This is a genomic window from Asticcacaulis sp. MM231, from assembly GCF_964186625.1.
Lineage (GTDB): Bacteria > Pseudomonadota > Alphaproteobacteria > Caulobacterales > Caulobacteraceae > Asticcacaulis.
Genome location: NZ_OZ075108.1, coordinates 192307 through 217522, shown reverse-complemented (window position 1 = coordinate 217522; position 25216 = coordinate 192307). Strand labels below are relative to the sequence as shown.

General features: G+C 58.3%; 27 protein-coding genes and 2 pseudogenes. 20 read left to right on the top strand and 9 right to left on the bottom strand.

The window, feature by feature from the left end; all coding sequences use genetic code 11:
- Positions 1-51 precede the first annotated feature (51 nt).
- From ABQ278_RS01045 to ABQ278_RS01015, 7 genes and pseudogenes are all read left to right on the top strand, one after another.
- A pseudogene (locus ABQ278_RS01045) lies at positions 52-1291 on the top strand (argininosuccinate synthase).
- 5 nt (positions 1292-1296) lie between these two features.
- Positions 1297-1755, top strand: coding sequence for a hypothetical protein (locus tag ABQ278_RS01040; RefSeq protein ID WP_349320808.1), 459 nt, complete (start codon positions 1297-1299; stop codon positions 1753-1755).
- Between the two features lie 63 nt (positions 1756-1818).
- Entirely contained in the window at positions 1819-2733 is a 915-nt protein-coding gene (locus ABQ278_RS01035; RefSeq protein WP_349320807.1) for a diacylglycerol kinase family protein, read from the top strand.
- A 2-nt stretch (positions 2734-2735) separates the two neighbouring features.
- Positions 2736-3548: a phosphatase PAP2 family protein gene (locus ABQ278_RS01030; RefSeq protein ID WP_349320806.1), complete on the top strand. Its 813-nt coding sequence runs from the start codon at positions 2736-2738 to the stop codon at positions 3546-3548.
- On the top strand, positions 3545-4342 hold the full coding sequence (locus ABQ278_RS01025) for a metallophosphoesterase (protein WP_349320805.1): 798 nt from the start codon (positions 3545-3547) through the stop codon (positions 4340-4342). Before ABQ278_RS01030 ends, ABQ278_RS01025 begins: the two co-directional genes overlap by 4 nt.
- 18 nt (positions 4343-4360) lie before the next feature.
- The gene (locus tag ABQ278_RS01020) at positions 4361-5032 is read left to right on the top strand and encodes a LysE family translocator (protein ID WP_349320804.1); all 672 of its coding nucleotides are present in this window, start codon (positions 4361-4363) and stop codon (positions 5030-5032) included.
- An 83-nt stretch (positions 5033-5115) separates the two neighbouring features.
- Positions 5116-5658, top strand: coding sequence for a CC0125/CC1285 family lipoprotein (locus tag ABQ278_RS01015; protein ID WP_349320803.1), 543 nt, complete (start codon positions 5116-5118; stop codon positions 5656-5658).
- A gap of 55 nt (positions 5659-5713) precedes the next feature.
- On the opposite strand, the gene ABQ278_RS01010 is transcribed toward ABQ278_RS01015, so the two are convergent.
- Positions 5714-6487 carry a DUF6065 family protein gene (locus tag ABQ278_RS01010; RefSeq protein WP_349320802.1) on the bottom strand — a complete coding sequence of 258 codons (774 nt, stop codon included), beginning with the start codon at positions 6485-6487 and terminating at the stop codon, positions 5714-5716.
- 43 nt (positions 6488-6530) lie between these two features.
- Here ABQ278_RS01010 and ABQ278_RS01005 point away from each other — a divergent pair, with 43 nt between their 5' ends.
- The gene (locus ABQ278_RS01005) at positions 6531-7040 is read left to right on the top strand and encodes a prolyl-tRNA synthetase associated domain-containing protein (RefSeq protein ID WP_349320801.1); all 510 of its coding nucleotides are present in this window, start codon (positions 6531-6533) and stop codon (positions 7038-7040) included.
- A 23-nt stretch (positions 7041-7063) separates the two neighbouring features.
- On the opposite strand, the gene ABQ278_RS01000 is transcribed toward ABQ278_RS01005, so the two are convergent.
- Positions 7064-7627 carry a YdcF family protein gene (locus ABQ278_RS01000; protein WP_349320800.1) on the bottom strand — a complete coding sequence of 188 codons (564 nt, stop codon included), beginning with the start codon at positions 7625-7627 and terminating at the stop codon, positions 7064-7066.
- Positions 7628-7771: 144 nt separating this feature from the next.
- On the opposite strand from ABQ278_RS01000, the gene trxA reads away from it, so the two are divergent.
- The 3 genes from trxA (at position 7772) to ABQ278_RS00985 (ending at position 9320) form a co-directional block, all read left to right on the top strand.
- Complete coding sequence (trxA, locus tag ABQ278_RS00995; RefSeq protein WP_349320799.1) at positions 7772-8647, top strand: thioredoxin; 876 nt, start codon at positions 7772-7774, stop codon at positions 8645-8647.
- A gap of 98 nt (positions 8648-8745) precedes the next feature.
- On the top strand, positions 8746-8961 hold the full coding sequence (locus ABQ278_RS00990) for a Trm112 family protein (RefSeq protein ID WP_349320798.1): 216 nt from the start codon (positions 8746-8748) through the stop codon (positions 8959-8961).
- The gene (locus ABQ278_RS00985) at positions 8961-9320 is read left to right on the top strand and encodes a bleomycin resistance protein (RefSeq protein WP_349320797.1); all 360 of its coding nucleotides are present in this window, start codon (positions 8961-8963) and stop codon (positions 9318-9320) included. Before ABQ278_RS00990 ends, ABQ278_RS00985 begins: the two co-directional genes overlap by 1 nt.
- Here the strand turns inward: ABQ278_RS00985 and ABQ278_RS00980 are convergent.
- Positions 9312-10556, bottom strand: a complete 1245-nt coding sequence (locus tag ABQ278_RS00980) for a UbiH/UbiF/VisC/COQ6 family ubiquinone biosynthesis hydroxylase (protein ID WP_349320796.1) — start codon at positions 10554-10556, stop codon at positions 9312-9314. The genes ABQ278_RS00985 and ABQ278_RS00980 overlap by 9 nt on opposite strands.
- Positions 10557-10877: 321 nt before the next feature.
- On the opposite strand from ABQ278_RS00980, the pseudogene ABQ278_RS00975 reads away from it, so the two are divergent.
- From ABQ278_RS00975 to ABQ278_RS00965, 3 genes and pseudogenes are all read left to right on the top strand, one after another.
- Positions 10878-13335, top strand: a pseudogene (locus ABQ278_RS00975) (DNA translocase FtsK).
- 111 nt (positions 13336-13446) lie between these two features.
- Positions 13447-13914 (top strand): hypothetical protein, encoded by a 468-nt coding sequence (locus ABQ278_RS00970; RefSeq protein ID WP_349320795.1) that lies wholly within the window; start codon positions 13447-13449, stop codon positions 13912-13914.
- 27 nt (positions 13915-13941) lie between these two features.
- Entirely contained in the window at positions 13942-14310 is a 369-nt protein-coding gene (locus tag ABQ278_RS00965; protein ID WP_349320794.1) for a RidA family protein, read from the top strand.
- On the opposite strand, the gene galA is transcribed toward ABQ278_RS00965, so the two are convergent.
- A complete protein-coding gene (galA, locus tag ABQ278_RS00960; protein WP_349320793.1) occupies positions 14300-16753 on the bottom strand; it encodes a beta-galactosidase GalA in 2454 nt (817 codons plus the stop codon). The genes ABQ278_RS00965 and galA overlap by 11 nt on opposite strands.
- Positions 16754-17006: 253 nt before the next feature.
- On the opposite strand from galA, the gene ABQ278_RS00955 reads away from it, so the two are divergent.
- The 3 genes from ABQ278_RS00955 to ABQ278_RS00945 all read left to right on the top strand — a co-directional run bounded on the left by ABQ278_RS00955 (position 17007) and on the right by ABQ278_RS00945 (position 19264).
- Positions 17007-17681 carry an outer-membrane lipoprotein carrier protein LolA gene (locus tag ABQ278_RS00955; RefSeq protein WP_349320792.1) on the top strand — a complete coding sequence of 225 codons (675 nt, stop codon included), beginning with the start codon at positions 17007-17009 and terminating at the stop codon, positions 17679-17681.
- Between the two features lie 307 nt (positions 17682-17988).
- Positions 17989-18804 (top strand): exodeoxyribonuclease III, encoded by an 816-nt coding sequence (gene xth, locus ABQ278_RS00950; RefSeq protein ID WP_349320791.1) that lies wholly within the window; start codon positions 17989-17991, stop codon positions 18802-18804.
- 46 nt (positions 18805-18850) lie between these two features.
- The gene (locus tag ABQ278_RS00945) at positions 18851-19264 is read left to right on the top strand and encodes a hypothetical protein (protein WP_349320790.1); all 414 of its coding nucleotides are present in this window, start codon (positions 18851-18853) and stop codon (positions 19262-19264) included.
- On the opposite strand, the gene ABQ278_RS00940 is transcribed toward ABQ278_RS00945, so the two are convergent.
- Both ABQ278_RS00940 and ABQ278_RS00935 read right to left on the bottom strand, forming a co-directional pair.
- Positions 19261-19794 (bottom strand): lipocalin family protein, encoded by a 534-nt coding sequence (locus ABQ278_RS00940; protein ID WP_349320789.1) that lies wholly within the window; start codon positions 19792-19794, stop codon positions 19261-19263. The two genes, ABQ278_RS00945 and ABQ278_RS00940, sit on opposite strands and share 4 nt — an antisense overlap.
- 135 nt (positions 19795-19929) lie before the next feature.
- Positions 19930-20616, bottom strand: coding sequence for a response regulator transcription factor (locus ABQ278_RS00935; RefSeq protein ID WP_018080718.1), 687 nt, complete (start codon positions 20614-20616; stop codon positions 19930-19932).
- A gap of 54 nt (positions 20617-20670) precedes the next feature.
- Here ABQ278_RS00935 and ABQ278_RS00930 point away from each other — a divergent pair, with 54 nt between their 5' ends.
- Entirely contained in the window at positions 20671-21180 is a 510-nt protein-coding gene (locus ABQ278_RS00930) for a L,D-transpeptidase family protein (protein ID WP_349320788.1), read from the top strand.
- Positions 21181-21307: 127 nt separating this feature from the next.
- Here the strand turns inward: ABQ278_RS00930 and ABQ278_RS00925 are convergent, their stop codons facing one another.
- Positions 21308-21979 carry a YggS family pyridoxal phosphate-dependent enzyme gene (locus ABQ278_RS00925; RefSeq protein WP_349322188.1) on the bottom strand — a complete coding sequence of 224 codons (672 nt, stop codon included), beginning with the start codon at positions 21977-21979 and terminating at the stop codon, positions 21308-21310.
- A 74-nt stretch (positions 21980-22053) separates the two neighbouring features.
- Between ABQ278_RS00925 and ABQ278_RS00920 the strand changes: the two genes are divergently transcribed.
- Positions 22054-22611 (top strand): thiamine phosphate synthase, encoded by a 558-nt coding sequence (locus ABQ278_RS00920; RefSeq protein ID WP_349320787.1) that lies wholly within the window; start codon positions 22054-22056, stop codon positions 22609-22611.
- On the opposite strand, the gene ABQ278_RS00915 is transcribed toward ABQ278_RS00920, so the two are convergent.
- Entirely contained in the window at positions 22601-23041 is a 441-nt protein-coding gene (locus ABQ278_RS00915; protein WP_349320786.1) for an NtrZ family periplasmic regulatory protein, read from the bottom strand. The two genes, ABQ278_RS00920 and ABQ278_RS00915, sit on opposite strands and share 11 nt — an antisense overlap.
- Before the next feature lie 487 nt (positions 23042-23528).
- On the opposite strand from ABQ278_RS00915, the gene ABQ278_RS00910 reads away from it, so the two are divergent.
- Positions 23529-24059 (top strand): DUF3576 domain-containing protein, encoded by a 531-nt coding sequence (locus tag ABQ278_RS00910; RefSeq protein WP_018080713.1) that lies wholly within the window; start codon positions 23529-23531, stop codon positions 24057-24059.
- Here ABQ278_RS00910 and ABQ278_RS00905 read toward each other — a convergent pair.
- Positions 24056-25135 carry an IS630 family transposase gene (locus ABQ278_RS00905; protein ID WP_023447558.1) on the bottom strand — a complete coding sequence of 360 codons (1080 nt, stop codon included), beginning with the start codon at positions 25133-25135 and terminating at the stop codon, positions 24056-24058. The genes ABQ278_RS00910 and ABQ278_RS00905 overlap by 4 nt on opposite strands.
- Positions 25136-25216 lie beyond the last annotated feature (81 nt).

Here is a 25216-nt window from a genome sequence, read left to right as displayed (position 1 = left end):
CTGGCGTAAACCCTAAAGCGCCCGTAAATTCTAACTTAAGGTCAGCTCACCATGTCCGCTTCGTCTGAAAAGCCCGTCAAGAAAGTCGTCCTCGCTTATTCCGGCGGTCTCGACACCTCGATTATCCTCAAGTGGCTCCAGACCGAGTACAATGCGGAAGTGGTCACCTTCACCGCCGACTTGGGCCAAGGTGGCGAGATCGAACCGGCGCGCGCCAAGGCGCTGGCCGCTGGCGTCAAGCCCGAGAACATCTTCATCGAAGACGTGCGCGAAGAGTTCGTGAAGGACTACGTCTTCCCGATGTTCCGCGCCAACACGGTCTATGAAGGCCAGTACCTGCTCGGCACCTCGATCGCCCGTCCGCTGATCGCCAAGCGCCAGATCGAAATCGCCCGTCAGGTCGGCGCAGATGCCGTATCACACGGCGCCACCGGCAAGGGCAATGATCAGGTCCGTTTCGAGCTTGGCTATTATGGCCTTGAGCCCGACATCAATGTCATCGCGCCGTGGCGCGAATGGGATTTCAAGAGCCGCGAAGCCCTGCTCGATTTCGCTGAAAAGCACCAGATCCAGATCGCCAAGGACAAGCGCGGCGATGCGCCCTTCTCGGTCGACGCCAACCTGCTGCACTCGTCCTCCGAGGGCAAGGTGCTGGAAGATCCGGCCGTCGAAGCGCCGGAATTCGTCTATCAGCGCACCATTTCGCCGGAAGCCGCCCCCGACACCCCGACCGTCTTCACCATGGATTTCGAGCGCGGCGATCCGGTGGCGATCAATGGCGTGGCCATGTCGCCGGCCACCATCCTGACCAAGCTGAACGAACTGGGCCATGACAATGGTGTCGGTCGTCTCGATCTGGTCGAGAACCGCTTCGTCGGCATGAAGTCGCGTGGCGTTTATGAGACCCCCGGCGGCACCATACTTCTGGCGGCGCACCGCGGCATCGAGTTCGATCACGCTCGATCGCGGCGCCATGCACCTGAAGGACGAGCTGATGCCGAAATATGCCTCGCTGGTCTATAACGGCTTCTGGTTCTCGCCGGAGCGCAACATGCTGCAGGCCGCCATCGACTACAGCCAGGACAAGGTCACCGGCCGCGTCACTATCAAGCTCTACAAGGGCAATGTCACGATCACCGGCCGCGAAAGCCCCTATTCGCTGTACGATCAGGATCTGGTCACGTTCGAAGAGGGCAAGGTGGCTTACGATCACCGCGATGCGGCGGGCTTTATCAAGCTCAATGCCCTGCGCCTGCGCGTGGCGGCGAAGCGCGATCAACGTAGTAAGTAAGAGTTATGAAGCAAGCAGGAAAAGGGGCTATCATAGTTGGAACCCTTATCCTGCAAGCGCTTTTGCAGGGGTATATCGCCATTGGCTACTCTCTGGCGATGTGGGATGATAGCGGCGATCTTGTGTCTGAACTTGTGTTCAAGCACATTTTCTTTTCCGTTATCCTGCTTGTCGTGAGCGCGGTTTCTTTCTTCTTTGCCAAGCGACTGTCGCTCATCTTTACGCTGGTTTTTGAAGCGGCGATGTGCGGCACAACGGCTACATTGGCTAGGTCGGATTACCGCTGGATCAATCCGGAACGTCCCGCCTTTGCATGGGACAATACACCACTGGTTGTGGTTCAGGTTTTCGAAGTCCTGCGTTATGCCTGTTTTGCCCTTATCGCTGTCATACTTGTGCTCTGGCTGTTTGGAAAAATTACCAAATCGAACGTGGGGTCACGAACCCCACGCCCCACAAGCTAGTCATATTGAATCTTTGCACCGCGCTTTGCTCTATAAAGGCTCAGATACAAGGAATGCGGCGGCATGACAGATCAAGTGTTCAATATTCTTATCAACGGCAAGTCCGGCACCGTGCTCAATATGGGGCAGCCAGCCATTGAAAGCGCCATCACCCACAGCGGTATCGGTGTCGCGGAACTGTTCTTCTCCGCGCCCGAGGACATGCGGGACAATCTGGCGCGCCTGTCGAAACAGAACACCCCCCTGTTGATCGGCGGCGGCGATGGCACCATTCGGGAAACCGCGAAATATATGTCCAGCCACGGCAAGCCGTTCGGCATCCTGCCGTTTGGCACCATGAACCTGCTGGCCCACGATCTCGGCCTCACTACCCTGCAACAGGCGCTTTCGGCCTATACCGCGGGTGCGCAGCCCAGTGTGATGGATGCCGGCTTCGTCAATGGCGAAATCTTCCTGTGCTGCGCCAGCATCGGAACCATGCCCGAAGCCTCGGTCTATCGTGAGGAAAACCGCCAGCAAAACGATCTCCTGCTCATTCCACGCATGTTCCTGTTCGTAGTGCAGAACCTTGAAAAGAACCAGAACAAGCGCCTGTCGCTGAAAATCGACGGCCAGAAGATGCACCTGCGCTCACCGGCCCTGGTCGTTTCGATCAACCGTTTCGCCGAAAGCTCGATCTGGACCCAAAGCAATTTCAAGCGCGCCAACCTGACCGGCGGCGAGTTGGCGGTCTATGCACCGGAAACCCTGACCCACATGTCGCGCCTACGCTTCCTCACCCGCCTTCTGGTCGGCAACTGGCTGAAAGACCCCGACCTCAACGAGATGACCGGAAAGCGCGTCACGGTAAAAACCAAACAGCGCCACGACGTCGTATCGATCGATGGTGAGGTAATGGAACTGACCGAACCGCTGCGCTTCAGCCTGAAACAGAAGTTCGTCAAGCTGCTGCTTCCGGCAACCCCGGCGCAGAGCTGATCATGCCGACACGCAGGCTACACCCATGGATCGACGCCCGCCTGCGCCGTTTACCGGAACCCTTCCGGCAGGAATGGCGCGCCCTGCTGGTCTTCGGCTTCATTCTGATTTTTGCCGCCTGGCTGTTTTTCGAGGTGATCGAGGACATGGTGTGGGGCGATCCTCTGGTATGGGCCGATACTGCTACCTACGCCACCCTGCAAGCCCTGCGCACACCCTGGCTCGATCACTTCATGATCGGGATTACCGAACTTGGTGATACGCCGGTGGTGATCGGCGTGGCCTTGGCGGTTGGGCTTTGGCTGGTGCGTGAAAGCGCCTGGCATACTCTGCTCTACTGGATAATGGCGATAGGCGGCGGCTCGGCGATCAATTCGGCGATCAAGCTGGCGATGAAGCGCGCCCGCCCCGGCGATCTGCACTATGATGGCGTCAGCGTTTTCTCCTTCCCCAGCGGTCATTCGACCACCAATGCCGTGCTCTATGGCTTTCTCATCATGATCATCGCCCGCAGCCTGCCGCTCAAGACCCGCCTGCCGATCTTCACCGGCGCCATTCTCTTCGTCGGGCTGATCGCCTTTTCGCGCCTCTATGTCGGCGCCCACTGGCTGTCCGATGTCACCGGTGGACTGGCCTTCGGCTCGGCGTGGCTGGCCCTGCTAGGCCTTTTCTACATGTGGCGGCCGGCCGAACCGATCGAGCCCTATAAGCTTCTCGCCGTCGCTGGCATAACCCTGCTCGTGGTCGGCGGGCTGAATATCCTCCTTCACCATGGCGCCGATGTCCTGCGCTATGCCCCGGGAGACGCCTCATGAAAATCGCCCATATTTCCGACCTGCACTTTGGCGCACACGATCCGGAGGTCTGCGACCTGCTGCTGGCCAACATTCTGGATGCCGAGGCCGATCTGGTCATCGCCAGCGGTGATATCACCCAGTCCTCCACCGATGCCGAATTCGCCCAGGCGCAGGCCTTCTTCGCGCGCTTTCCCATGCCGATCTTTATGGTGCCAGGTAATCATGACCTGCCCGGCATGGACCTGGCGCGCTTCATCAATCCGTTCGGCCGTTACAAACGTTTCCTGACTGATGACCTTAATCCGGAACTGGCCACCCCACTGGTCCATATAAAGGGCATCAATACGGCGCGCCGCATCCTGCCACACTGGAACTGGGCCAATGGCTCGGTCAGCGCCCGTCAGTGCCGCCAGGTCGAGGAAAGCTTCGCGGCTTCGTCGGCGCCCTGGCGTCTGTTCGTGCTGCACCACCCGCTGATGAGTCCGAAAGAATTCCCGCTCGATATCACCGTCTTTAACTCGGCCGAACTGCTGAAAACGATCGCCAATACGCAGATCGATATCGTGCTGGCCGGCCATCAACATCACGCCTATATCGAGACCCGGCAGGATTGTGTCATGGAGGAGGACCACATGACCCTGTTCGTCAGCGCCTCCACCGCCATGTCGACGCGCATCCGCCGCCAGCCGCAGGGTTTCAACATGCTGCATTTCACCGAAACCAGCGTGCGGATCGACATGCTGCGTTACGACAACGGCGCCTTCACGATTTTTGAAGCCGTGACGCACACCAAGGCTGTTGATACGGCATAATTATGATATGGGCGGCGCATGTCAGCCCTTGTCGACCTCAACAAATACTATGCCTTTCTGGTGGCCATGTTTCTGATGGCGCTGTCGCCGGGGCCAGCCATCATGTTCTGTGTGCGCGTCGGGCTCACGAAATCACATCGCCGCGTTCTGCTCGGCGTCCTCGGTCTCAACCTGGCCACACTGATCTGGTTTATCGCTGCCGCCTTCGGATTGCAGGTGGTTATGCTGGCCGCCCCCCTACTCTTCCGCCTCATCGCCATCGCCGGCGGGCTGTACCTTGGCTGGATCAGCGTGAAATCGCTGATCTCGGCCCTCGATATCCGCAACGAGACGGTCAACTTTTCCCTCAGCAAGCCAGCCGATACGAACAGCCCCATATGGCATGCGTTTCGCGACGGCTTCATGGTGCAACTGCTCAACCCGAAGGTCACCCTGTTTTTCAGCGCCGTGCTGCCGCCGTTCATCGATATGAACCGGCCGATGCCGCCGCAGATGATGGTCCTCGCAGCCACGGCGATCAGCATGGATGTCATCGCCATGATCAGCTACGGCTTGGGCGCCGTTACCCTGTCGCACCTTTTGAGCGAGCCGAAAAACAAGCAGCGTTTCGATATCGCTGTAAGCCTTGTCCTGCTGGGGATCGCCACGGTCATCGTCTGGCATTCGGTAAGCGATCTGCTGCATATGTAATGCCCTTGATATGCCACATTGACGGCTCACTCTTGCGGGTTAATAGTGTTTGCAAAGTCTGACATATGTGGGGAGTCCCGATCATGAACCTGAAACTAGCCCTGATGGCCGCGATCGCGCTGACGGCGCTGTCGGCCTGCTCGACGCCAACCCCCTATCAACCGGCGCTCTCCACGGCCGCGCCCAGCGCCCAGCGCGGCTATTCCGAAACCCGCCTGGAGCAGGATCGTTACCGCCTGAGCTTCGCCGGCAATGATATGACCCGCCGCGAGACGGTAGAGGATTATCTGCTGTTCCGTGCCTCCGAACTGACGCTTGACGCCGGCTACGACTGGTTTGAGATTGTTAACCGCAACACCGATGAAAAGCGTCGCATCGCCACCTATGGCGACCCTTTCATGGACAGCTTCTCGTGGCGTTACTACAGCCGTAACCGCTGGAGCCGTTGGGGCGCCTGGGGTGCTGACTGGAGCACCGATACGGTTGAATATAACCGTTACGAGGCCTCCGCCGAAATCCTGCTGCACAAGGGACCGAAGCCCGAAGGCAATCCAAAGGCCTATGACGCGCGTTCCATCCAGTCCAGCCTGGGCCCGCGCATCGTCCGCCCGACAGCGCGCCAATAACCGGCACGCTTTGACTATAAAAAAGCCCTCCCTGATTGTCGGGGAGGGCTTTTTGTTACCTGCTGGTCTTTTTTGATTTCATAAGCTTCGGCGCTTTCAGGCGGCGGCGATTGATATGGTCCTCGACCTTCTCGACCACCTGGCCGGTCGGGTCCGGCTTTTCGCCCTTGAAGTAAAACTTCTGCCACGCTTCTTTCACCGCATCCGGATCACGGCGTACGAGGCTTTCGTTGAACTCGTTGCGCTGCTTGGCCCAGGCATCGAACTGGTTCTTGAAGTCCGGATCGCTTTCCAGCGCCTTGATCACCGGCTGGATGTTGTCCTGCTTCTTGTGCTCGACCACCTGAATGAAACAGAAGGGCTCCCCCTTTTTAAAGCTGATCATGCCGGGGCGGGTCATAAGCCAGTTCATCGTGAACGGGAAAGGAAGCCAGTCGGTCTCGACCAGACCTGTCAGGGGCGCGATGCCGTCCTTGACGTGATTAGGCGCACCCGACGCCAGCACCGCAAAGCCCGGCGGTGTGCGGAACATATAGCCGGTGTGGAAGGTCAGCACGCCGTGGGTAAAGTGCGATGAAACCAGATGTTCGAGATTATAATCTGGATCGGCATCGCAACTGATGACCAGATCGTTCTTACCGACGCCGCCGTTCCAGATAACCGTAAAATCGGTCGGGCACAGGATTTCCCAGCCGGTGGTATTGGCCATGGTCAGCGGCAGGCAGCGATAGGGGAAGCGCGCCTGAAACGCATCCATCCAGTCGCGGTCGGGCCTGCCTGGCACGATTTCCGGCGGATAGGTGGTCATGACAAAGCACTCAAGTTCCATCTGGCAGTTCCATCGTAAAAAAGTTTGCGCTAAAGCCTTTCCTATGACCGAAAGCCTCTGCACACCTGAAAAACTGCTCGAAGCCTTAAATGATTTGGGCCTGAAAACAAGCACCCTGCATCATGAGGCCGTCTTTCGCGTCGGCGAGGGCGATGACATCAAGGCAGGCTTACCCGGCGCTCACACCAAAAATCTATTCCTCAAGGACGACAAGGGCCAGCTCTGGCTGATCTCGGCTGAACAATCAACGACGATCAACCTGAAAACCCTGCCAAAGGTGATCGGTTCAGGCCGCCTGAGTTTCGGATCGGAAGAGCGGCTTTATAACGCGCTGGGCGTCCGGCCGGGCTCGGTGACGGCGCTTGGCCTGATCAACGATCCCGAGAAAAACGTGCGCTTTATTCTCGATAAGGCCCTGGCCGATGCCGATATCGTCAACTTCCACCCCCTGACCAATACGGCGACGACTTCGCTCACCCAGGCGGATTTCCGCAGGTTTATCGCCTCGCTGGACCGTGACTTGGTGATTATTGATTTTGCAGCATTGACGTAAGAAGGTTCACACACGAATTGCCGTTATCTCTGCACCAGGTAACCCACATATCCCGGAACCTCGCGGGCGATAGAGTAGAAATCGCGGGCTTCGAAATAGTCGGGATGGGCAGAGCCAACGCCTGTCATACCTTCCTGCGCGAAGGCCAGTTTCGTCCGCGAGATATGAAAATACTGACTGACCACGATGGCGCTGTGCAGATTATGAGCGCGCAGCAAGACGGCTGTATTGCGGGCCGTGGCCCGGGTATCGACGCCCTGGTCATCCACAATGATTGCGGTTTCCGGGACGCCCTGCGAAACCAGCCAGCGCTTCATCGCCGTGCCCTCAGGCACGCCTTCCACGCCCGTGCCGCCGCTGACCAGGATACGGGGCGTCCAGCCGTTTTTATAGAGTTCCAACGCCCGGCCAAGCCGAGCCTGGAGGCGAGGCGAAGGCGTTCCGTTCGGGTTGACCTTCGATCCCAGTACCACCGCAACGTCGCTACGGTGAATATCATCGGTCAGACCATCTGCGACGATCAAGCTCGCGCACAGCACAATTACACCGACCACTATGCTAACAATCCATCGCATCCATTGCTTCATGACGGCGCCCAACGACGTATTCGCCTCAGGTAAGCACGAAAAACACAAAAAGACACGAAATCTATGGGTCAACCTTTCCTTGATTCGATTGAACCGGCGCACCATCTGGGTTAAGCCAGACGCACTAAAAAGACAGGTACACCCATGCCCAGCACCGACCCCAATATCTCCGACGGTTCCGAAGCGACCTTCATGGCCGACGTTATCGAAGCCTCGATGACCCATCCGGTCATTGTCGATTTCTGGGCGCCGTGGTGCGGCCCCTGCCGTCAGCTTACGCCGGCTCTCGAAAAGGTCATCGGCGAGAAAAAGGGCGCGGTGAAACTGGTCAAGATCGATGTCGACCAGAACCAGGCCATCGCCGCGCAACTGCGCATCCAATCCATCCCCACCGTCTATGCCTTTGTCGGCGGCCGTCCAGTCGATGCCTTCATGGGCGCCAAGTCGGAAACCGACCTGCGCGCCTTTATCGACAAGCTGGGCGGCGGTGAGGCCGGCGTGCCGACCATCGACGAAACTCTGGCGCTGGCCGCACAATCCGTGGCTGATGGCGATATGCCAAGCGCCATGGAGGCCTACGCCTTCATCCTTGAGCAAGACCCGGAAAACGTAAAAGCCATCGCCGGTATGGCGCGGATCTATCTGAAACTGCAACAGCCCGATCACGCCAAGGCCATCCTCGATCAGGCCTATGCTGATACCAAAGACGCCGATATCCTGTCCTTACGCGCCGCCCTCGAACTGACCGAAGGCGCCCCCACCGACGTTGCCGGACTGCGCGCCAGGGTCGCCGCCAATGGCCGTGATTTCGACGCGCTCTATGATCTCGGCCGTGCGCTGGCCGCGCAGGGCGAAACCGCCGAAGCCATCAACACCCTGCTCGAAATCGTCAAGTACGAGCCGGAGTGGAACGAACAGGGCGCCCGCACCTATCTTTTCAAGATCTTCACGGCGCTGGGCTTGGCCTCCGAACTGACCAAGGCTGGCCGCCGCCGCCTGTCCTCTTTGCTTTTTTCTTGAGCTCAAACGCCGCATGGCTTACGCGCAAAAGTGCGCGGCGGGCAGTCGCCCTTGCCAAGTCTCATGAAAATCATGAGACTTTGGAATAGGAGTTAAAAATGACCGATATCGAAACCTACGCGAAAAATGAGCTTGAGGTTGATCCGCGCCTGCTGGAAGCGCTGGTCTGTCCGGTGACACGCCGCCCCCTGACCTATGACAAGGCCGCACAGGAGCTGATCAGCCCCACCGCCGGTCTCGCTTATCCGGTTCGCTCCGGCGTGCCCATCATGCTGGTCGATCAGGCGCGCAAATTCGAGCCGACCAAGAGCTAATGACCGACCGGATCACCGCCAACCTGCCAGCCATTGATTTCGGAGCCACCTCGGAATTTTATCAGGCGCTGGGCTTCAAGGAAGACTTCCACGATTCCGGCTGGATGATCCTGTCGCGCGGACCGCTGGTGATCGAGTTCTTCCCCTACCCCAACCTCAACCCTTACCAATCCTCGTTCAGCGCTTGCGTGCGCGTAGACGATGTCGATGGTCTTTATACCGCGTGGGCAGTCGCAAACTTGCCGAAGACCGGGGTTCCGCGCCTGACCGCGCCGGTCAGTGAAGTTTGGGGTTTTCGCGCCAGCTATCTGGTCGATCCCAACGGCAGTCTGCTACGCTGCCTGACAAAGTTAGACTAACTCGCCTCGCAGCAGTTTCGGCAGATCGCCCGTGGCGGCGCCGGCGTCTTCCATCACGAACTTACGCAGAGCCGGCACGCGATTGAACAGGCCGATGCCGACGCCACGCACCGCGCGCAACAACGGATTGCCGTTGGAAAACAGCCGCACGAAACCATCCATCACCACCGATGTGCTGACATTATCGAAGCGTCGCCACTTGGCGTAACGCTCCAGCACCAGATCGGTGCCGATATCCTCACCCAGACGCGCCGCCTCAATCAAGACTTCGGCAAGCGCCGCCACATCCTTGAGGCCGAGATTAAGCCCCTGTCCGGCGATCGGGTGGATGCCATGAGCGGAATCGCCCAGCAGGGCCAGCCGCCCCTTGTGCATCTCTTCGGCCAGGCCAAGGCCCAGGGGATAGATGAATTTACCGCCGACCAGACTGATTTCACCGAGGAATTCGCCAAAACGCCCCAGCAGATGATCGAAGAACAGGGCGTCATCGACCTGCATCAGCGCCTTGGCTTTGGCATGGGTTTCCGACCACACGATGCAGGCCCTGTTATCATTCAGCGGCAGGATGGCGAATGGCCCGGTCGGCAGGAAATGCTCGTAGGCGACGTGGTTGTGCGGGCGATCCATCTGCACCGTGCAGACGACGGCGCTCTGCTCGTAATCCCAGTTGATGTATTTGATGCCGGCCTTTTCGCGCAAAGACGATTTCCGACCCTCGGCGGAAACGATCAGAGAAGCTCTCAGAGTTTCGCCCGTGCTCAGATCGATCTCGGCGAAGACACCATCTTCCCGATGATCCACCAGGGAGACGGGCGAGATCAGACGGATACCACGGGCCTGAATCGCCTCGTAGAGCGCCTTGCGCATCTGACGGTTCTCAACCATGTAGCCCAGCGGTTCATCGTCCGAACGGTCAGAGATTTCACCGGCGGCGAAATGCAGAAAAAACGGCAGGGGCGTTGGTGCGGATGCACCCGGCAGATGGCCGTCGGTGACGAAAATCTCGTCCATGCGGCAGGATAACGGCTCCAGCACATCGCCGACGCCAAGCGCTTTCCACTGGCGGAAACAGGCATAGGCAATCGCCGAGGCGCGGCCATCGAACGACACATCGAGCATATCGTCGAACGGCTGTTTCTCCACCAGCGCGACCTCAAGCCCGCCCGACGTCAGGGCCAGGGCCAGGGTCATGCCGGCCATGCCAGCGCCAACGATTATCACATCATAGGTTTTCATGCCGCCATCATAGCGGGACGCGCTTAAAGCGCAATGCGGTCAGGTGACGCGGGCGCACGAAAGTAAGTCAGAAACCCCACCACCCTTCGCCTTCGGCTCATGGAATCAAAGGGAGAAGAGCATCTAATGTCTTCTACCTCCCTGCTCGTCGGGGAGGGGGACCGCACGACACACAAAGTGTTAGATGCGGTGGTGGGGCTTCTTGCTTTTTTCGTGTCCCGCCAAAACATCGTAAACAGCTCTTAACCCTTTTCATGGCATTTAGCAGGGCTACGCGAAACCTTACGAGACCTGATCTAAGTACCCATGTCCAGCCTGACCATGACCCTTTGGACCGCCTTTGACAGCCACATGCGCGCTATCTGGCAGTCGCCACTGATGGCCCGGCTGCGCGGCGCATTTGTGACGCTGACCGGCTTTGCCGGCTTCATAGCGCTGGCGACCTATCATCCAGAAGACCCTAGCTTCAATACGGTCAGCCATGGCGAAATCCATAATGCGCTGGGCTCCTTCGGTGCGGTCATGGCCGATATCGGCAGTCAGTCGCTGGGCCTCGCCGCCTGGCCCGCCGCAGCCTTGATGATCTATTTCGGCCTGTTGCGCACCTTCCATCCCGATCCCGACCAGACGCGCGTCAAGTTGCGCCTCCATGCCCTGTGGGCCGTACTGTTCGTGCTGGCCCTGAGCGCCGCCATCGCGCCGATCATGACCTCGGAAGACAAGGTTCTGGCGCAGAGCTTTGGCGGTTTCTGGGGTTCCGGCGTCCATAACATGCTGAAATCCGTGTTTGATTTCATGCGTCTGCCCGGCTCTGACATCATTTCCAGCCTGATCTTTGCCGGCCTCGCCCTGCTCAGCTTCAACAAGGCGCTAAGCCTCAATATGGGGCACTATCTGCACCTCTCCAGCCTACTCGGTCACCTCACCCATAAGGCCGTGGCCTCCGTCGGCGCTAGCCGCGTCGCCGCCGGCGTCAGCGAAGTCGTGGCCAGCAAGGTCAAGGAAAAGCGTGCCCCGAAGCTGAAAACCTTTGTCGATGAAGATAGATTTCGACGAGCAGCCGGAACCGATTACGCCGGCCATCGGGTCGGGTCCGCGCATTTCGCCCAATACCGCCCGCACCGGCGCCCTGCCCCCGCTCGAAGACGAGATGGGCCCCTACGAAGACCCCGATTTCGCCGATATGATCGAAACCCCGGTTTCCGATATAAAACCGATCAAGCCTTCCGCCCGCGCCGAAGCCGAAAAACAGCCGGTGTTCGAATTCCTGCGTCCGAGCAATTTCCGCCTGCCCGAACTGTCGATCCTGGCCAAGCCCAAACCGCGCAACCACAGCTTCGACGAAGATAGCTTGCGCCAGAACGCCCGGATGCTGGAAAGCGTGCTGGCCGAATTCGGCGTGCGCGGCGTGATCGACCAGATCCGCCCCGGCCCCGTCGTCACCCTCTACGAACTGGCCCCGGCCGCCGGCGTCAAGGGCGCGCGCGTCGTCGCCTTGGCCGACGACATCGCCCGTAACATGTCCGCCCGCTCCTGCCGCGTCTCGATCGTGCAGGGCCGTAACGCCATCGGCATCGAACTGCCCAACCAGGTGCGCGAAACCGTTTATCTGCGCGACATGCTGGCCTCGGCCGAATTTGAAAAGGCTGGCCACTCCCTCCCCATGGTGCTGGGCGAAACCATCGGCGGCGACCCTTACGTTACCGATCTTGCCAAGATGCCCCACCTGCTTATCGCCGGCACCACCGGTTCGGGTAAGTCGGTCGGCGTCAACGCCATGATCCTGTCGATCCTCTATCGCCTCGATCCGGAACAGTGCAAGTTCATCATGATCGACCCGAAGATGCTGGAACTTTCCGTCTATGACGGCATTCCGCACCTGCTGGCGCCGGTCGTCACCGATCCGAAAAAGGCCGTGGTGGCGCTCAAGTGGACCGTAAAGGAGATGGAAGACCGCTATCGCCGGATGTCCAAGGTTGGCGTGCGTAATATCAGCAATTTCAACGAACGCGCCCGCGCCACCGCCGCCGAGGGCAAGAATTTTGTCCGCAAGGTCCAGACCGGCTTCGATGAAACCGGCCAGCCGATCTACGAATTCGACGAAATGGTGCCCGAGCCCATGCCCTATATCGTCGTGATCATCGACGAAGTGGCCGACCTGATGATGGTGGCCGGCAAGGATATCGAAGGCGCCGTGCAACGTCTGGCCCAGATGGCGCGTGCCGCGGGCATCCACCTGATCATGGCCACCCAGCGTCCCTCGGTGGACGTCATCACCGGCACGATCAAGGCCAACTTCCCGACCCGTATTTCCTTCCAGGTCACCTCAAAGATCGACTCGCGCACCATTCTGGGTGAGCAGGGTGCCGAACAACTCCTCGGTCAGGGCGATATGCTCTATATGGCCGGCGGTGGCCGCATCACCCGCCTGCACGGCCCGTTCGTCTCGGACGAAGAGGTCGAAGCCGTGGCACAATACCTGCGCGATCAGGGCAGTCCGCAATATCTCGAAGACGTCACCTATGGTGGCGATGAAGAGAGTGGCTCCGAAGGCGGCGCAGGCGAAGGCGGCGGCTCCGGCGACGACCTCTACGACAAGGCCGTCTATTTCGTTACCTTCGATCGCAAGGCCTCCACCTCCTACATTCAGCGCAAGCTGCAGATCGGCTATAACCGCGCCGCCTCGCTGATGGAAAAGATGGAAATGGAAGGCGTGGTCGGCCCCGCCAACCACGTCGGCAAGCGCGATATCCTGGTCGGCCCGCCCCCCGGCCACTAGCAGTGGTCGCGGACCCTGCACCCGTGAGCTGGAGTTCTCCGAAATTAGTCAAACATTGATGCTGACGACACAATGATATAGTAGACGTCTATCGATCTTTGGGGGGATGAAATGTTCAAACAACTTGCAATCACTGTATCAATCCTAGCTGGCCTGACCGCCTTTTCTCCTGCCCAGGCTGGCCCATATACTGACGATCTAAGCAAGTGCTTGGTAAATTCGGCAAGCTCGTCCGATCAAAAAGACCTAATACGCTGGATTTTTGCAGCCATAGCTCTGCATCCCGACATTCGCTCGATGTCCATTATCAACTCGGACGAACGGGCAGCCATCGACAAAACTGCTGCCTCGCTTATGGTGCGTTTGCTGACAGTGGATTGTAGAACAGAGAGCGTTGCCGCCCTCAAATATGAAGGGGAGGTATCCCTGCAGACAAGCTTCAGCCTGCTGGGCCAGATCGCGGCCAAGGGCATATTTTCCTCACCGGAAGTAAATGCAGGGATGGCCGGCCTGACAGCCAATGTTGATGCGGATAAATTGAATGCGCTTTATAAAGAAGCGGGCATTGTTCAAAAATAAGACGATTACGCTGCCTCTTTTAGAATTATGATCCCACCGACCTACCATGCCTATCCCTTCGATGCCGCCTTTTCCGAGGCGGTCATTCTGGATGGCCTGATCTATCTGTCCGGTCATATCGGCGACGACGACGATGGCCATCTGGCGCAAGGATTCGATGCCGAGGTCCATCAGATGATGGCCAACGTCGCGGCATCACTGGCGCGTTTCGACCGTCCGCTAACGGCGCTCGTTTCGGTCAAGATCATCCTGACCAACATGAATATGCGTGAGCGTTTCGAGACCCTGTTCGCCACCTATTTCGACGGTAGCCCCCTGCCAGCCTGCACCATTTTTGGCGCGGCGGCGCTGGCGCTGGAGGCCGCCGTCGAAATCGAGTGCATCGCTAAACTTTAAGCGTCACCTTGCTAGAGACCAAGCCTTCCGAACGCGCGGTGATGGTCACCGTGCCCGAGCCGCCGCGCTTCATCTGCATGATCGCCTGCGCTAAGCCATTGAAGGTCTTGCGGTAAAGTGCCTTGTCCGGTTCGTGACTGGTCGGGTTACCGTTGCCAACCCCAATGACCTCGGCCGGGCCTTCAACATCGAAGAAGATCAAATTATCGGCCTTCGGAACGGCTACGCCGTCCTTGTCGAACACGTCCGCCTTCAGCACGACGATATCCTGCACACGCTCAGAGGTCAGGACCACGCGCGCCGGCGCGCCAGCCGTCTTGCGTTCGGCCTTCATGACCACCTTACCGCCCCTATAGCCATAGGCCGTGATCTTGCCGGGCTGATACGGCACCGTCCATTCCAGGTGCAGATCCTTCACCACATCCTTGCGGCCAACCGACTTGCCATTAACGAACAGCTCGACCGCCTCGCAATTCGAGTGGACCCAGACCGCGACATCCTTACCCGACTCCCAGTTCCAGTGTGGGAAGAGGTGCAGCACCGGCTTATCCGACCACCAGGCCTGATAATACCAGAAATTGTCTTTCGGGAAGCCGCACAGATCCATGATGCCGAAATGCGAGGTGACCGACGGCCACCAGTTGAACGGTGTCGGTTCCCCGCGATAATCAAATCCGGTCCAGACAAAGCCACCCAGCAGGTTGGGCGTGGCATTATAGAGCGGCCACCAGTTTTCGGCGGTATGGCCCCATTTCGGCGCGGTCACATCATAGGCCGGCACATAGAGCTTGCTTTCCGAGCGTTCATATTCGCCGCGCGTCGTCAGCGTAGAGGCGGTTTCCGTCCCCACCACCGGTAGATTTGGGTATTTTTCGCGCACCGGCCCCAGACGTGTCACGTAATAATTGACGCCCAGCACATCGAGCGAGGCGGTGATGCCGTAGCCCTGACCATTGTTCATGGCGGCCGTCACCTTACGCGTCGGGTCGAGGCGCTTGACCAGCCGCACCATGTCGCGCGCGATCTTGGCGCCGCGCGGCGTGCCCTGCTGCGGTTCTTCATTGCCGATCGACCACAGGATGATGGAGGGGTGATTGCGGCCGCGGCGGATCAGGGTCTCCAGTTGCCCCAGCCCTTCCGGGGTCGAGGTCATCAGGCGCGTCTCGTCCAGCACCAGTATGCCCAACCGATCGCAGGCATCGAGCAGTTCGCTGGTCGCCGGATTGTGCGAGGCGCGATAGGCGTTCGAGCCCATTTCTTTCAGTTGCTGCAGGCGCCAGACCTGCAAACCATCGGGTATGGCCGAGCCGACGCCGGCATGATCCTGGTGATTGTTGGTGCCCTTGATCTTCATGGCCTCGCCATTGAGGAAGAAGCCATCGACCTTGAACACCACCTCGCGCACGCCAAAGGTGCTGGCGAAGACATCCACCACCGCCCCGGCCTCGATAATCTCGCTGCGGACGCTGTAAAGGTGCGGGTCTTTCAGCCCCCACAAACGCGGTGCGGCGAGTTTGGTCGTCTGGTTGACCGTGGCCTCAGCTTGCGCCGCCAGCACTACCGGCATTTCCAGCCGTCCTACAGCCTTGCCTTCGCCATCGCTGATCGTGGAAACCAGGGTGACCGTCTTGTCAGCGTCGGTCGCGTTGACGATGCGCGTTTCTATATCGACCGCGCCGGATATATCCGATTTGATATAGGTGCCCCACTGCGGCACGTAGGTGCGGGCGGTCTTGACCAGCCAGACATGGCGATAGATGCCGGCGCCTTCATAGAACCAGCCCTCGCCCAGTGAGGCATCAACCCGCACCAGCAGGATATTCGGCTTGTCGTCGGTATTGATGAAGTTGCTGATATCGACCTCGAAGGGCGTATAGCCGCTCTCATGCTGGTTCAGGATATAACCGTTGAGGAAGACGGTCGAATTGCGGAACACGCCGCCGAATTCCAGGGTCAGGCGTTTCAGCTCATCGCCTTTTTCCAGCTTGAGCACCTTCCGATACCAGCCGACACTGGTTTCGGGAAACTTACGACCAACCGGCTTGTAGCCATGGGCAGCCGCCTCGTCCTCTTCATACTCACGGCGCTTGTCCGGCGCCGGCAGGCTATAGGTGTCGTTATTGACGAAGGGCAGTTCCACCGCCCAGTCATGCGGCAGATCGACCGCGCGCCAGGTGCTGTCGTCGTAAGCGGCTTCCGCGGCGGTGACGCCCGACAGGCCCTGCTTGGCGAAGGTCGATTGAAAGCCACCAAAACCGAAATCACGCGCGATATCAAAGGCATGGCCAAAGGCGAATTTCCAGTCATGATCGAACAGGATGCGCTGGCGCGGCGCCAGATCGTCAGCGACGCGCATGGCTGCCGAGATATCGGGACGAAGCGCCAACCCTGCCCCCAGAACCGCAGTGCCCTGCAACAGATGACGACGATTTAACTGGGCCAAGATGCTCTCCTTAAATGTGATGTCGATAGTAAAAGCCGGTTTTACCCGCCGCACAAGCATAAAGTATACGATTTAGGCCTAACAGCCGCATTCACATCGGGTTCAGTCGCAAGGTCGTAATACAGCTTGCAGGGTTTTTGCTGATGCGAGGAAGCCTATCCGGCGCATGAGCATTCAGGCCGTAAAAATGACGTCAGCCTGTGATGTTTCAAGACATTGGCTTTTTATGATTATTGGATTTATGGGTAAGGCTATGAACGATCTTAACAAACGCACCTTCCTGCTGGGTCTGGCCACGACCGGCCTTGCCCTGTCCGCCACCTCCGGCTTCGCCGAAAGCGGCAAAAACCAGTTCAGCGGCCTGATCACGCCGCCCAGCTTTAATCCGGCCGATAAGGCGCGCATTAAGAAAGCCACCGATTTTCTCGAAGGCCTGCGCACCGGCAAGGGCCGTTTCGAGCAGACCGATTTTAAGGGCCGCAAGACGCAGGGCAACTGGTATATCGCCCGCCCCGGCAAGATGCGCTTTGAATATGACGCCCCGTCATCGCTGCTGCTCGTCTCGGACGGCAAGAATGTGAATATGTGGGACCCGCGCCTGCAAAGCTTTGATCGCTATCCTTTGAGCGAAACCCCGCTGTCGCTCTTCCTGGCGCAGCACATCCGCTTCGATCAGGGCGTGGTGGTCACCGCCGTCAGTTCCAACGCCACGGGCTTCACGCTGAAAGCACGCGATCGCCGTAAATCTGCCGAAGGTTCCGTCACGCTCGGCTTCGATCAGGCACCGAATAGCGACGTCATCCTGCGCGAATGGACGATTACCGACATGCAAAATCGTGCCACCACCGTCAGGTTGGCCACATTTGCTCGTGATTCGGCGCTAAAACCTGATTTATTTGTGCTGAATAAGCCTCAGGTAAAAAAATAACGCGGGTTTAACTTTTTCTCTTGTCGTTTTTTTGTGATCGTGTTATTTTTCACACATGGAGATGAGACGGCGGAATAATCTCTGTACACAGGGTTTACACCTTGGGCCCGATCCTTTTCGGGCGTGCGTTTTCCCTTTTTTCTCTTCGTGTTATGTGCCAAATCTTTAAACCGGTCCGTCAGCGCGGATCGGTTTTTTTTGATTTTGTTTCGCTCAAGCGGCGCGAGCCTCCTCGCATCAGCTCGGGCGTGCAGTCGCACTTGCCAATGCCTTACAGCATTGGAGTCACTTGAGAGTATACCCCTATATGCGCCTTAGTCTTGTCTCGTGGAACGTCAATTCCGTTCGCCTGCGTCTGCCCCAGATCGAACAGTTCCTGAAAGACAATGACGTCGACATTCTGTGCATGCAGGAAATCAAATGCCAGGAGCATGAGTTTCCGCGCGAAGCCTTTGAGGCGCTTGGCTATACCCATATCCAGATCGCCGGCCAAAAAGGCTGGCATGGCGTCGCTCTGGTCTCCCGAATCCCGTTTGAAGCGCTCGGCACCCCGTCATTCTGCCGTCGCGGCGAAGCCCGCGCTCAGGCCATCAAGATAGCCACAGAAAACGGAGATAGTGCGGAAATCTGGAATTTCTATATCCCGGCCGGCGGCGATTTCCCCGACCGCGAAGGCAATGACAAGTTCGATCACAAGCTGACCTTCTATGAGCGCCTGACCGAAACCCTGACCCAGCGTGGCAAGGACAAGCCGCTGCTGATCTGTGGCGATCTCAACATCGCGCCCGGTGAATTCGACGTCTGGAGCCATCGCCAGATGCTGAAAGTGGTCAGCCATACCCCGATCGAGATCGAAACCTTCGGCAATTTCATCGCCGCCGGCGAACTGCACGATCCGTTCCGCGTCAGCTATCCCAATCCCGAGAAGGTATTCACCTGGTGGAGTTATCGCGCGGCCGATTTCCGCAAGAGCAACCGCGGCCTGCGCCTCGATCATATCCTGCTCAATCCCGGCCTGATGGAAATGGTGCAAGGAGATATTGTCGCCGAAATCCATGACAGGGTGCGCGAGTGGGAACGCCCTTCCGATCACGCGCCGATACAGGTAAGGTTTGAGATATAAGACGCAGGAACTAGTCCCTGCACCCATAAGTCATCTGAGAAAAACTATGTCTGAAGCGCTTTTACCCCCCGAAATATTGGCCAAGGCTGATGTCCGTCATGACGAATATGCCTGGCGCATCGGCGATCTGCCCGAAGTGATCGAAGCGGCGCGCGCGCGAGGCCTGCGCAATATCGGCGGTCAGCTTCAGATCCGCACGGAAGACGCCATCGGCGAATGCGACTGGGTGCAGATCGATGCCTGCCAGTTGATCCCGCCCATGCTGCCGTGGGAGGCACAGGTGGAAATGGCCGCCAATGTGGCCTTACAGGATCTGCAACTGCTCAAGGCGGAGTTCGATTTCGCCCGCGAGATCAAGGAAGCTTTTCCGGAGCCGGTCGAGCGCCTGATAGCTGCTGGCGGCAAGATCGAGGACGCCATCTGGTTCGTCTGGTACGCCGACACGCAAGCCGACGCCTAAAAAGCCGGGAATTCCAGCTTGCTGGTGTCGTAACCCAGCTCTTTCGCCTTGGCGACCATGACGGCGCGCGCATCTGCGGAAGGCACCGAGCGGCTATAGATCCACAGGTTCTTCATGGCCGGATCAGCGCTGATAAACCAGCTATGGTCCGGCGCCTCATACAGCACCCAGTAGTTCCAGGTAATAAAGAAGGGGTAGTGTACTTCGAGCTTCGCATTAGCTTCACCGGCATCGGTCAGCACGCCGCGTCCCTTGATCGTCTTCCGTTTGCCCGTGGGCGTATCCTTGTGGCAGCCGTCTTCGACCGCAATTTCACCCGGCTTTTGACCCGGCGCATAGGTGGTGTAGCCGGCAACGCAGCCATCGGTCAGCCACATTGGCCGGCGGGCAATCTCCAGCCAGGTGCCGGAATAGTGTTCCATCGAAACCTGAGCCGTCTTGGGCACGGCCTCGCCCGTCGGCAGGGTGGTACAGGCGGAAAGCGCGATAACCGCAACGGCGCAGGCGGCAAGAGATTTTCTGAGCGGCATAATGACCCTCCTTTGTTGCCCCGTATAACCATACGAACAAAAGACAAGGCGAGATCAGTAACGCGCAAAGAAAAACCAGCGTTTCGCAACGCCGGTTCAACTGATTAACTTATGGGTGCAGGGCCTGTGCCCCTGCTAAAATTGTAAACGGTAGCCACCGGCATCCGTCATCAGCAGACGGGCATTAGCGGGATCGGGTTCGATCTTCTGGCGCAGGCGATAGACATGGGTTTCCAGCGTGTGCGTGGTGACGCCGGCATTATAACCCCAGACCTCGGTCAGAAGTTCTTCGCGGGTGATCGGCTTGCCGCCGGCGCGATAGAGGTATTTGAGGATATTGGTTTCTTTTTCCGTCAGGCGCGTTTTCTTCTGCGCCTGATCGACCAGCACCTTCAGCGCCGGTTTGAATTCATAGGGCCCGATGCGGAAGGTGGCGTCTTCGCTGGTCTCATGTGAACGCACCTGAGCGCGGATGCGCGCCAGCAGAACGGCGAAACGAAACGGCTTGGTGACATAATCATTGGCGCCGGCATCGAGACCGAGGATGGTATCGGAATCCGAGGTCTGGCCGGTGAGCATGATGACCGGTGTGGTCAGCCCCCCTTTGCGCAGCAGGCGGCAGGCTTCGCGGCCGTCCATATCCGGCAGATCGACATCGAGCAGGATCAGGTCGGCATTGACGCTCTTGCCCAGTTTCAGGCCTTCGGCGCCGTTGGGGGCCTGAATGACCTTGAATTCTTCATGAAGTTCGAGCTGCTCCGCCAGGGCTTCGCGCAGTTCATCATCATCATCGACTATGAGCAGGGTTTTTTGTTGCACCATGATCCTGTATCTTTAAGTCTTATCGTTATGAGATTAAGCAGCGGTAGCAAATAAATGATCAATAAGTTTAAGGCCACCGCCGATGGCATGTTCAATATCTATGAACATAGTGTGCGTTGCTCGCTTGGGAAAGGGGGCGTGCGTCCAGCAGGTGAGAAAAGAGAGGGTGACGGCGCATCTCCACTGGGAATCTGGCCGATTCGCTATGTTTTCTACCGTCCAGACCGCCTTTCACCACCGCAAACGGCGCTGAACGTCGTCACTTTGTCGCCCGATGACGGCTGGTGCGACGATCCGTCATCCCCGTTTTACAATCAGCATGTGAAGCTCCCTTTTGCGCCGAGCCACGAAAAGCTGTGGCGGGATGACCATGTCTATGATCTGATCGTGGTATTGGGTCATAATGATGACCCGCCTGTGTCTGGCATGGGATCGGCCATTTTCGCCCATCTGGCGCGGCCGGATTACAGCGGTACAGAGGGCTGCGTAGCGCTGAAGCTGGAGGATATGCAGGCCTTCCTGCGTGTCGCTCAGCCTGGTGACGCCATCGAAATTCACATTTGACAGTTATGGGGCGTGGGGTCCGCGACCCCACATCTGTTCTTCGTTCTTCTTTTCCCTTCGCCCGGACGGCGAGAGGAAAAGAAGAAAGGGGAAGGCATGGGTCCACAGGCCCCAAACCCCATACCTATCAGCGCGAACCGAAAATCGCCGACCCGACTCGTATTTCCGTCGAACCAAACGCCAGCGCCGTCTCGAAATCGTCGCTCATCCCCATACTAAGGTGCGCAATGCCGTTACGATCCGCGATCTTTTTCAGCAATGCGAAATAAGGCCCGCGCGGCCCCTCAACCGGCGGAATACACATCAGGCCGTCGATTTTCAGGCCGTAATCCGCGCAGGCCCTTAAAAACCCGTCGGCTTCCAGCGGTAAAACCCCCGCTTTTTGTTCTTCCTCACCGATATTGACCTGCACATAAAGCGTCGGGTGCCGACCCTGCTTCTGGATCTCTTCGGCGATCACCCGCGCAATCTTGTCGCGGTCAATACTCTCGATCACATCGAAGAATGCCACCGCTTCCGCCGCCTTGTTGCTTTGTAAAGGTCCGATCAGCCGCAGTTCGAGATCGCTATAGTTTTCGCGCACCCCATCCCAACGCGTCATCGCTTCCTGAACGCGGTTTTCGCCAAACCGCCGCTGACCGGCAGCCAGAACCGGCGCGATGACCTCCCATGGCTGATTTTTGGAAACCGCCGTCAAATACGCCGCATCCGGCGCGCGACCGGCGGCTTTTAAAGCCTTGTGCATCTTCGCTATGAGCTTAGAATAGGCGGTATTCGGCTGAGTATCTGGCAATGACATACAAGACCCGCTTTCAGTATCTGCTCGATAAGGCACGGGATATAGCGCAAGCGCCGTCACCGTTGAAGCGCCAATTGCCGGCGCTGTTTTTCTTTACCGATCCGAAACGTACCCCCCACCCTGAAGATATCGCCATCCATATGCCGGAAGGCTGCGGCATCATCTATCGTCATTTCGGTGAAAGCCACGCCGCGAAACGGGCCCGCCTATTGCGCAAGATAACCAGCGACAACGGCCTGACCCTGCTGATTGGGGAGGACGATGCCCTGGCGCTTGAAGTCGGCGCCGATGGCGTGCACCTGCGCCAGAAAAGCCTGATCAGGGCCGGCGATCTGCACGCGCGATATACGCACCTGACGCTGACCGCCGCCTGTCATGACACTGAGACCCTGCGTACACTGACAGGCGATGAAGGCCTGTCCGCGGTTTTCATCTCGCCGGTTTTCGCCAGCCGCAGCCCGTCGGCGCAAGGCATCGAAGCGCTTGGCGCAAAAGGCGTGCGCGATCTGACCGATGTGGCCAATGTGCCGGTCTATGGATTGGGGGGAATCAGTTGCGACAACATTCTGTCGCTGCGAGACACTGGCCTGTCCGGCATAGGCGCCGTCGAGGCGTTTTCGCTTAGAACTTGAAGGTGGTTTCCAGACGGACGCGCGGCTGCTTCTTGTCCTGGGACAGGCGGCGCGATTCCGGCTTCAGCGGATCGGATTTTTCACCGAAACCGACCGTGCCGCCCACGCGAACCGACGGGGTCAGCTTATAGAAAGCGCCGGCATCTATATCGTTGAGGCCCGATTGGGCGGTTTCAGGCTGGTTGACATCGAACTTGACGCCCCACTTGCCATCGAGATTGAACTGATAGACCTTCGATTGCGGCTTGGTGAAGCCGGTATTCTCTTCGCTGATGTAGCTGTCGCCGACCGGTGTGATCAGCGGGGTCAGGCTGGTGATCTCACTTGCCGCTTGCGGCTTGACCAGCTTGGTTTGCGCCATGGCATAGGTGCTGCTTCCGGCGATTGCCAGAACCAACATAGAGACAGCCATAGACACGACAGGTTTCATCTTCTCGATCTTTGTAATCCGAACCCCGATTTCCCCTGAAATTTCACCACACTAGGCAAATTCAGATCTATCGGACCACGGACGCGTTCTACACATCTATTTAGACACAGATATGTCAATTCTGAATTAAGGCCTGTCGATAAGTCCGTCAATTCAGCAAGTGGTAAAAACACCCCTTCTGTAACATTCCCTTCCCTGTTGTGTTGAATCCGCCACGGATAGTTAACGGCCCATAAGAGAGATACCGGCCATGTGTCAGCCCTGATGCAAAGGGCAGATAAGGTTTTGCGCTCCGCCCCACATCCGCCCTTATTTGCTGGTGTGTTAACAAACTTGTGAAGGGCCTCTTGTCATACCCCACGGCGTCCATGCTATAGAGGGCATGGTCGACAAGGCCGGGGTGCCGACACGGGCAAAATAATTTAAGCAATTCCGGGATTTTGCCGAGGGCAATCACCGAACTTGAAAAATGCGGAGTGATCATTCTATGACGACCATGCGGAAATCGGCCCTGGTGCTGGCGGCTCTCGGTGTATGCCTGTCCTTTAGCGCCTGCGCCAGCCTTGGCAGCAAGGGCAAGGACGGCGCCACGACTTCCGCCAATGCAACCGTGCCCGAGGAAGAATCCAAAATCGACTTCGGCAATCTCTTCGGTGGCAAAAAGGCCTCCAAGAGCAGCAATGCCGAGCAAGCCGGCATAGGCGTCAATGCCTATCTGTGGCGCGCCTCGCTCGACACAATTTCCTTTATGCCCCTGACCTCGGCCGATCCCTGGGGCGGCGTGATCATCACCGACTGGTATGCCAATCCGCAAACCCCGGACGAGCACTTCAAGGTCACCATCTTCATCCTCGATTCGCGCCTGCGCGCCGATGCGCTCAACGTCGCGGTCCAGAAGGAAGTCCGTTCGGGCGATCGCTGGGTCACGGCCGATGTGTCGCAGCAAACCCAGCTCGACATCGAAAACGCCATCCTGTCGCGCGCCCGCGAATTGCGTCTTTCCGACGTCAAGAACTAGTGTTGTGACTCTAACGCCTGTCGCCCCCTGGCGACCTTTTCAAGAATGTCTGTAGCGGATTTGGTCCAAACGAAGGGCTTTGGATCGGCGTTGTGATGATCGAGATAGTCTTGAATTGCGCCTTCGAGTTCGGCGACACTCTTGAACACGCCGCAGCGGATGCGATCGCCTGTTATCAAGCCGAAAAAGCGTTCGACCTGATTGAGCCAGGACGCCGAAGTGGGGGTGAAATGCATGTGGAAGCGAGGATGTTTGGCCAGCCATGCTTTGACCGCCGGATGCTTATGGGTGGCATAGTTGTCGGCGATCAGGTGCAGGTCGAAGCCCTTGGGCGTGCTGCGGTCGATGAGTCGAAGGAATTTGAGCCATTCCTGGTGCCGATGACGTTTCATGCATTCGCCGATCACCCTGCCGGTGGCGACATCGAGGGCGGCGAACAGTGTCGTCGTGCCATGCCGCTTATAGTCGTGGGTCATCGTTCCCGCCCGCCCCTTCTTCATTGGCAGGCCCGGTTGGGTGCGGTCCAGCGCCTGGATCTGTGACTTCTCATCGACCGAGAACACCAGTGCCCGGTCCGGCGGATCAAGATAGAGACCGACGACGTCCGTCACCTTCTCGACGAACTGCTTGTCGTTCGACAGTTTGAACGTCTTGGTCAAATGGGGCTTGAGCCCATGCGCGCTCCAAATGCGCTGTACGCTGGTGTGGCTCAGACCCACCGCCTTGGCAAGCGTGCGCGCGCTCCATTGCGTGGCAGCCGGTGGCTTCTGTCGCAGCGTCATCTCGACCACACGCGCAATGACTTCGGCGCTCAACGGCGTCTTACGGCCAGGCCGGGTCGCGTCGCGCCCAAGCCCATCGACACCCTGCTCAAGATAACGATCGCGCCAGCGGTAGGCCGTCTTCTTGGTCTTGCCCAGCGTCCGCACAATCGACGCCAAACTCGCCGCGTCCGCCCACATCAGCACGATCCGCGCACGCCAAACAAGCTTCTGCGGCGTGTTCCGGTCCGCCACCCAACCTTCCAACCGCACCCGAGCCTCAGGCGACAGCAACAGCCTTTTGTCCATGTCCATCGACACAGAACTCGCATATTTGCAAGATCAAGGGAATCCATCCGTTGATTCCGCAACACTAGGCTTTCGACACCTGAGACA